The organism is Spiroplasma sp. AdecLV25b (assembly GCF_030913225.1).
In the GTDB taxonomy this organism is placed as follows: Bacteria; Bacillota_I; Bacilli_A; order Mycoplasmatales; family VBWQ01; genus Spiroplasma_E.
In genome coordinates, this window is the sequence record NZ_JAQYTS010000006.1 from 23473 (window position 1) to 32381 (window position 8909).

General features: G+C 25.9%; 9 protein-coding genes. 6 read left to right on the plus strand and 3 right to left on the minus strand.

Annotated features, from left to right (window positions below; genetic code table 4):
* The first annotated feature begins 228 nt into the window (after positions 1–228).
* Positions 229–1110 (plus strand): class II fructose-bisphosphate aldolase, encoded by an 882-nt coding sequence (locus RDJ14_RS00595; RefSeq protein ID WP_308149424.1) that lies wholly within the window; start codon positions 229–231, stop codon positions 1108–1110.
* Between the two features lie 131 nt (positions 1111–1241).
* On the opposite strand, the gene RDJ14_RS00600 is transcribed toward RDJ14_RS00595, so the two are convergent.
* Positions 1242–2090, minus strand: a complete 849-nt coding sequence (locus RDJ14_RS00600; RefSeq protein ID WP_308149425.1) for a TrkA family potassium uptake protein — start codon at positions 2088–2090, stop codon at positions 1242–1244.
* A 558-nt stretch (positions 2091–2648) separates the two neighbouring features.
* On the opposite strand from RDJ14_RS00600, the gene RDJ14_RS00605 reads away from it, so the two are divergent.
* The 5 genes from RDJ14_RS00605 (at position 2649) to RDJ14_RS00625 (ending at position 7571) form a co-directional block, all read left to right on the plus strand.
* The gene (locus RDJ14_RS00605; RefSeq protein ID WP_308149426.1) at positions 2649–3680 is read left to right on the plus strand and encodes a DUF3137 domain-containing protein; all 1032 of its coding nucleotides are present in this window, start codon (positions 2649–2651) and stop codon (positions 3678–3680) included.
* 57 nt (positions 3681–3737) lie between these two features.
* A complete protein-coding gene (locus tag RDJ14_RS00610) occupies positions 3738–4808 on the plus strand; it encodes a hypothetical protein (protein ID WP_308149427.1) in 1071 nt (356 codons plus the stop codon).
* A 32-nt stretch (positions 4809–4840) separates the two neighbouring features.
* Positions 4841–5746: a hypothetical protein gene (locus RDJ14_RS00615; protein ID WP_308149428.1), complete on the plus strand. Its 906-nt coding sequence runs from the start codon at positions 4841–4843 to the stop codon at positions 5744–5746.
* 148 nt (positions 5747–5894) lie between these two features.
* Entirely contained in the window at positions 5895–6728 is an 834-nt protein-coding gene (locus tag RDJ14_RS00620) for a hypothetical protein (RefSeq protein ID WP_308149429.1), read from the plus strand.
* 72 nt (positions 6729–6800) lie between these two features.
* The gene (locus RDJ14_RS00625; RefSeq protein ID WP_308149430.1) at positions 6801–7571 is read left to right on the plus strand and encodes a hypothetical protein; all 771 of its coding nucleotides are present in this window, start codon (positions 6801–6803) and stop codon (positions 7569–7571) included.
* A gap of 59 nt (positions 7572–7630) precedes the next feature.
* Here RDJ14_RS00625 and RDJ14_RS00630 read toward each other — a convergent pair whose 3' ends face one another.
* Both RDJ14_RS00630 and RDJ14_RS00635 read right to left on the minus strand, forming a co-directional pair.
* Positions 7631–8251: a hypothetical protein gene (locus RDJ14_RS00630; RefSeq protein ID WP_308149431.1), complete on the minus strand. Its 621-nt coding sequence runs from the start codon at positions 8249–8251 to the stop codon at positions 7631–7633.
* A 20-nt stretch (positions 8252–8271) separates the two neighbouring features.
* Positions 8272–8694 carry a hypothetical protein gene (locus tag RDJ14_RS00635; RefSeq protein WP_308149432.1) on the minus strand — a complete coding sequence of 141 codons (423 nt, stop codon included), beginning with the start codon at positions 8692–8694 and terminating at the stop codon, positions 8272–8274.
* Between the last annotated feature and the right edge of the window lie 215 nt (positions 8695–8909).

The window sequence follows — 8909 nt, forward strand, 5'->3', positions numbered from 1 at the left end:
TCTATCATTAATCCAACTTTACTTGACAAGATCACATTTATGTAATACAATTTTTATTATAACTCAGGTAAATAAAGGGACAAAAAGTTTTATTTAATTTATCATCAACCTATATATTATTGGGAAAAGAATAAATATAAAATACCTATTGCTTACTACCTAATCTTATGCTCCAAAAAAACATGAATATTATGGTATGATTAAAGTGATAATTAGGAGAAATAGATAATGACTGAATTAGTTCCTTTAAATATTTTATTAATTAAAGCACAAAAAGAACATTATGCTGTTATGCAATTTATTATCCATAATTTAGAATGAATTAAAACAATTCTAGAAGTTGCACAAGCAACTAATTCTCCTGTCATCCTAGGAGCAAAAGAAATGGATATAAACTATATGGGTGGTTATAATGTAGTTAGTAGTATCGTTAAATCATTAATGGAAGATTTAAATATAACAATCCAAGTTGCTTTACATTTAGACCATGGAACAAGTATTGAATCTTGTAAAAAGGCAATAAATGCTGGTTTTTCTTCGATAATGCTTGATGGAACACACTTGGATATTACAGAAAACATCAAAGCATTACAACAATTAATATCATTTATAAATAATAAAAATATTGCTCTTGAAGCAGAAGTAGGAGCTATTGCTGGCACTGAAGATGATATTAGTAGCACTACCATTCTAGCCAATCTTGATAATTCAATTAAGATTAATCAACTGAATATTTCATCGTTAGCAATTGGTATTAATAATTTTCATGGTTTTTATCCTAAAGATTGAAAAAGTTTAAATTTTGATTTATTACAACAAATTGCTCAGAATTGCAACAAGCCATTAGTACTACATGGTGGTTCTGGTATTCCAAAAAATCAAGTGTTAAAAGCTATTAAATTAGGAATTTGTCAAGTAAATATTAATAGCGAACTACAACTAATTTTTGCAGAAAAATTACGTCAAGAAATAGTCAATAATCCTTATCGTATTATTGATGAAAATACTTATCAAACAATGTTAGCTAATTGTATTCATGCACTAAAAAAGAAAATTCTTAGTTTCTTTATCGACTATGGTTCTTTAGGCAAAAGTATTAATATGAAATAATCCCAAATTGTAATCCCAAGTGCGAAAATAAAAAAAATAACTAATTAGATTATCAAAAACACTTTTACAATTCATAATTAATAAAAAACAACTATAAAGAATGTTTAAAATAAATTGTATCACTTTTTATATTACTTTTTTAATTTTAGATTTAGCACTAGACATTTTTTTAATATTAGAACCATTACTTTTACTAAATCTTTTTTTCTTTTTTTACCTCATCTTTTTCAAAATGGTAACTTCTTCTCTTGCACTTTAGTAACCAATCGTTCAGGTACTTTAGTACTATTATTAATTGAAAAATCATTATAAACATTGTTAATATTATCATTAGAACTAATGAATAATAGCTCATCATTTAACATTAATATTTCATTTCTACTAGGGATGATAACTTTACCAGCACGTTTAATAGCTACTAAGTTAATTTTATAATTAGTAGGAATACGTAACGTTTCCAATTTTTTGTTAGTAAATCTCATATTTTTAACAATCACACTAGCAATTGAATATTTATCATCAACCGTTGTTAAATCAACACCTAACTTTCAAATAGCACGATAAGCAGCTTTTTTTCCTGCTTCTGTTTCTGATAAAATAATATTAGTAATACCAATGGCTTCTAAAATTAATTGGTGAGTACTATCAACAGCTTTGGCTACTAAATTAAGACGATTTAAAGTATTATTTTCGCGATGAATGGCTAAAACATGAACAGCAGTAACAATTGATGCTGCTAAATCAGATCCCACAGCAATAATAATATTTTGAATTTTATGAATACCAGCATCTTCTAAGGCTCCTCGATTAGTGGAATCTAAAATTAAAGTTTCAGAAGCAATAGAGGAAACTAATTGACAGCATTCTTCTCTTTTATCTATGGCCAAAGTAACTTTGCCTAAATCTTCTAACGTTCTAACAACCGAAATACCAAATTTTCCTAAACTAATGACACAAAAATCATTTTCTGATGAAGACATCTGTACCCTTCTTTCTGTACTAATAATATTTACTTATACAAACATATTATAATAAATTATACCTTAATTCGAAAAATATTAGTAATAAAACTCAGATATCATAACTTTAAACTTAAGTACCTATCGTTATTTTTCAAACTTGGTATTTATTATTTAATTTTGATTCTATTTTTTTATGATGTTAACTTAAAGTCATTTTTTCTTTAACGGAATAACTCTATTATAATTTTGTTCAATTACAAATTGGAGTAATTTTATGTTTAATTATAAGTCCAACTTTATTATATGTAACAATTTTATTTATAACATTTATTTTGGTTTTAAAAATAAAATCTAAAAATAATAATTTTTGAGATGCAATTAGTAATTGCCAAATAATTAATAATTACTACGTTCATTAAATTTAATCATCTTTATCGTAGAGATTGACAAATTACCTAACATTTATGGTATAATACGATTAGTTTTATATTGGCACTTTAAGCTTCCTATAGGTTTTATTCTTATAAGTTAGTTTTTTTTGTTTCTATAGAACAAAGTTTAATTAAAGGAATAATTATGAAACATAATTTATCACCCCAAGTAGCAAACGCTATTACTAGTAGTATTCATGAAGAATATGAAAATAGTAACAATCATTGATGAATTAAATTAATAACTAAGCGTTGATGACTTAGTTTATGAATTATTGTTACTACCATAGCCATTATTGGCATTGTTTTTCTCATCATTACTTTTCAAAGTCAATTTATTAAAAAACCAATGACTATTATTAGCATTATTATTTTACTTTCTGCTATCTTTTTAATAATTCAAACCATTGCTTTAAAAAATAAAATTCGTGATACTACCCTTCAAAATCTACCTATTCAAAAGTATTATCAATGAGTAGTTAAAGATAATAATAGCAGTGTTACGTTAGAAAAAATTACTGATGTTTGAGAAATTGCTCCTCAAGGCAATTTACCATTGGATGAAGCACCTTATTATTTTAACTATTGTGAAAATGTTATGATTGGCACGATTAGTAACCAACCTTTTAATTATGGTAGCATTATTAATCAAAAAGTAGTATCAGACTATGATAAAACTTATAATATTGTTGGTGAACTAATAACAACTAGTAAAAACACTTGTTACTATACAAGATTTGTTTATTATACAACTTACATTAAAAACAATAATTTAATCATGACTTTAACACCACGTAATTTATTTTCTAAAAAATTCCATATTAAAAAACAAGTTCAACTAGAATCAAATTTGTTTGAAAACTTGTTTGAAGTTAAATGTAATGACCAAATCAAATTACGATTATTATTAGAGCCACGAGTAATAGATGCACTTAATCAATTTGCTGCTAGTTTAAACCAACAAAATTTACCAATTATCCATATTGAAAATCAACAATTAACTTTAAATTGAAAATATAATTTAGGTAAAGACCCCTATCGTTATACAAAAGGTAAAATTATGAATTTACCTAGTGGTAGTAACTATGAAAAATTTATTAACAATTTATTAACTATTATTAGTGAAGATGTTTGTAATTTAACTATTGCGCAAACCTGAAGTGATAATTTATCATAATTTTAGTAATTATCATATAATATAAATGTATAATCAAAAATAAGGTAGATGATAACTATGACAAAATATCAGTTATTAAAATCTAGTTGAAGATGATTTAACAATAAATATTTAATACAAACTATTTTATGATTAATTTTTACAATTGCTTTAATGATAACTGCGATATTATGAGAAAGCGACAGTAAAGTTTTTAGTAAAATTTTACTTATGGATTTTTTCAATAATGCTAAAATTACTGATGATGTTATTACCACTTTAAAGACGTATTTATATATTGCTATTTTAGGTAGTTATGTTGCTGCTAGCGCGTTAATTTTAATTCAAATCAAATGTTGATTTAAAAAATATGTTGAAACTAAATACGAAGTGATTTCTAATTTTGAAAACAATTTCTTTATCTTTAAAATATTATTAGTGTTAAATGTTGCTAAGAATATTACTTATATTTTCTGTTTTACTAATGTTTTTACTACGGCATTAGTGTTAATTTACTGATTTTTTTATCTTATTATTTATTTAATATTAGAAAAGATTGTTGGTGAAAAAAATCAAATTTTAGGTAATCCTTGATGAAAAGATTCACAAAAACGTTCATTATTCTTTATTTTAGGCATTGAAGTTTTATATTTAATTGTTAAAAATCTAATCTTAAAACTTACTAATGGTCAAACTAATATTGACCAAGTTTTAAAATATTTTATTCCTGCTAGTTCATTAGCATTAATTTTAGCAGTTTTTGTTCAAAGCCTAGTTAAAAATGATGTCAAAAAGATTTTACATAACATTAATAATGTTAGTGATAAAGTTGACGACTTTAAAATATTTTATAATTGAGATTCGACAAGAGTAGTAGATGATTACTTATTTATAAAAGAAGCCCCACTTGTTATTCGAAATAAAATTAAATCCAAAGTACTTGTTACTAGTGAAAAAAAAGAAGTCTTAATGTTAATAACTGAAATTTATAAATTCTTAAATTTTATTGAAACACAAAATATTAGAACAAGTGAAGTACGGTACATTTATTATCATTTATTTTATGAGTTAAGTGATGCTAATGAAATGGAACAAATAAAAGCCCAAATTATTAAAACAAAAAGAAGTGTGAGTATTATTAGCAAATAACTTTTAATTACTTTCATTTAGAGGAACCAATTATGAAAAAACTTTTACAAATAATGAGCGTTATGACGCTAACAACTATTACAGCTATTAATCTTACTGCTTGTGAATTATTTCAAAAATCGCCACCAGTTGATTGAAATCAACGATTAAGTGATACTGCTAATTTAATTGGTACAAATAGTGATGTTAAGTTTACTACTTTTTTCTATAATAAAAATGAAACTCAAAAAGTTCGCGATTTTAAAGATGATATTATTAAGAGAATTGAAACTTTACTTCATAATGCCACTGAAGACTATAGTATGTTGCTTTATAAGATTACCAATCTTGATGATACTATTAATGCTACTACGACAATTAAACTAGAATTATCAGTTTATGATATCCCTAATATTAAAAAAACTTGTAATTTTGTCACTAATTTTACTGATATACAAAGTTTTGTTGACAAAGCATTAGACCCATATACAGATTCTCAAAAAAATAACAAAAAACATTTTACGTTAAATAAAAAGAAAAAGAATTCAGAAACTAAAAGTTTTTACGATATTTTAATTGGTTATGGTGCCAAGTTTAAACAGCAAATTCCTGACAAGCCTAATACTTTTAAAACTAGTGATTCTGGTGAATTAGGTAAAGCTTCAGACTTTTGGAATGCTTTTCAAACTGCTAAAGGTGATGAAAAAACTAAAATAGCATATCTTGGCAATGTTTTATATCCAATCTTCCAATGTTTTGGTTTAGATGATATGGGTGGTTTAACTTTCTTTAATTTTGAAGCAACATTACATGATAACGATGTCATTGCGCTTACAGGTCATAAAAACTTTGCTGGTAAAGATTATGATTATATTGAAATTAATATCAAAGGTGTTAAGACTGATGATGTTAATTTAGGTAATAGTTTTAAGGGGTTAACATATATTTTTGAAGAATAATTTAACCTAACTAAATAATAATTGCTATGAATTGAGGGTAGAAATAAAACTTTCCATCCTCAATTTTGTTATTAATTTAGATACTTTAGTTGACATGTTTTAGGGAGGGCATAACTCTTTTATCATATATGGAATACATCACTAATAAGTGGTGCTTTATATAAAATACACAAGGGAGGTAGTAATTTATGAGAAAACTATTATCTTTATTAATAGTTTTAACCCTGACAGTACCGTACCACTAAATGTGATAGTTTGTGGCGGTACTTCCAACCCTGCTTCAGATACTAATGAGACTGATTATTTAACACTAGCACAAACTGCCAAAGAAAAAATTCAAATTGAGTTTGCTAAATTGGTTAATGATGGATTAAATTTGCGAAGAGAAGGTGATGTCACAAGCGGTTCTGCTATTATGACATATTTAGACAGTATTGGTCAAAAAGTAGATAAAGACATTACGAAAACCGATAGTAAAGAAACAATTGATGGGTTTTTAGAAGTTTTAAAAACACAAGTTCTTAAAATCAGTAATGATTTAGTAAATGAATATCCAGAATTAAAACCATTGTTTAATGGCATTAATCCCAATGATATTTTAAAAATCAATACTAATGATTTAGATACAATCTTAACTAACAAAAAATTTGAATGAAAGACTAGTGATTTTGGTTTAAAAGATTTTGATGTTGAAAAACAATATGGCGTTACTGATTGATATCATCTTACTGCTAACTTGCAGTTAGATTTTACGTGTTTAGATGAAAATGCAAAGATAAATACAACTCCTATTAATCAAACATATGATATGTATTTTGCAAATGATGGTTCTGATTTAAATAAAGTGGTTACTGCTGTTACTGTTGGTATTAAAGAAAAACTTAAGGTTATTAAATTTGTTAATCTTGATTATCCACAATGAAATGATAGTTTTGTTAATCAAAAAAATGATGTTTTACAAAAAATTAATGTTGATTTGTAAGGAAAAATTAGTATTTCTAATCTAACAATTGATACGTCAACAATAGAGAAACCAATTAATGATTATAATTATATGAGTATTGCTGGTTCTCGTACAGGAACTCTTCAAACTGATCCAAATGATTATTTTCCTTTAACTTTACCTAGTTCACAGAGTTTTGTTAAAAATTCTGTAGATTTTAATAACGCCTGAAATCCAATTATTGTTGCTCGTGAAAACAATTTTGTTAAGCAATTAGACATTTGAAAAACTAAAAACAATGTACCGATTCCTAATACAAATAATGTCTTTGTAATTGGAGAATATCAAACAAGGAATTGAAAAATTAGTGGTTTGGAAATTAAAACATTGTCACTTCCTTACTATATAACTAGTAACACTACAACTAGAGCAAGTAATACTAAGGAAAGCCTAGCAATTTTAGAAAAATTATTTGTTGGTAAGAATGCTTTATTTCAATATAACAAAAATTATAGTCGTTCTTCTAGTTTGAATATAGAAAATTTTAATGTTATTCTTAATTCTGATGTTTATAATGATTTTATAGCAAGAGATGTAATAATTCAAGAAATATATGAATATGTTACTAAACAAACAAGAGATTTTGGAACAAAGAATAATTTTATTCAATCTACTGATAAAGTTCAATGAGCAACGGGTGGAAATACTAGTTGACTAAATAGTACAATAAGTAGTGAAATAAGTGCTTCACAACATTCTAAAATTTATTCTTATCAAAACTGAAGATTAGTTATAAATGGTAATGCATTTTCCATGGCTTTAGATAATCTTGGTTATACTACATTTAGTATTAGTAGTTTTGATACTAAAGTATGACCTTAGACTGTATCTTAGATAGTAGGTAAAATAAAAAAACGAATGAGTAATAATATTCGTTTTTTTTAAGTTTTCAGCATTAGTTGCTGCTTAATTTTTCGCAAATTAATAATGGCTGTACTAATTAGTGATACTGATGTATATCAAATAATACCAATTACTAATCATAATAAAATATTGATAAATTGCTCTTTACTTAAACCTAAACCATTTTGAATTCCTAGAAAAACAATACAGTAAGCAACAATCACACCAAGCGAGCCACCTAAAGAAAAACAGAGCGCTGGTTTAATTTCATAATTTTTATCTTTAATAAAACGGCTTCCAGCAATGGGCATTAAAAAGGCTGCCGACCCCATCATAATGGGGAAAGCACATTCGGCACTTAAACCTAATAAATATGTAGTTGCCATTGCCGGGGCATATATCCCTACTCCTAAGGCCATAAAAAGACCAAGCACAAAGAAAACACTAACTCCTACTAAATATTTTCATCAAACATTAAGACCAGTAGCAATTCCTGCTTTGGGCATAATGCCAATTTGTTTTTGACCTAATAACATAATAATTGAAACAACAAATAATAAACCACCAATAAATAATTGTGATCAATTAAGTTTAATTTTATTAGCTAAAATCGCTCCTACATAAGCACCAGCACTTGCTGCTGCAATTAGTGAAACCAAAGTTGGCCATGCCACTTGTATTAAAGCAATAAAATAATCGCTTCTAAACAGGTAGGAATAGTATGACCAACGTTCATAATTCCCATAATTTTTTTATCATTACGTACTTGTTTGGTTAGTTTTAATAGCACAATACTAACTGCAAATGAACCAATACCAATCGTATCACAAAAATCAGCAACAAAACCAATAAAACCTAGTTTTCAATATCTTTGTTTAATATTATCTTCAAATCCAATGTTATCTTCATTTTCAAATTGTTGGTAACTAGTTTTAATAAAATAAAAACTAAAGATACCGACAACTGTTAATAGCACACTAATAAAAATCATAGCAACTAATGATGGAATTCAAATTTTAGTGAAAAATAATGTTAGTAAGAGAGTGGCTAAAGATAAAGGAATCAATAAGAAGCTGCAATACAAAATCTTTTTATTTATCATGCTGTTATAATGTCCTTTTCATTTTTAATATTAATTTCATAAATAGAATTTTATCACGTAATTGCTGTAATTTAAGGTTAAGTCCCGAATCTTGTGTAAATTTATTTTTACAGAGCAATATTTCTCATATCAAATAAATTTAGTTTAATTTATTATACCATACTTAAAAGTTGCTAAGTTAATCTTATCTAAAATTAATTTTAAAATTCTTATAG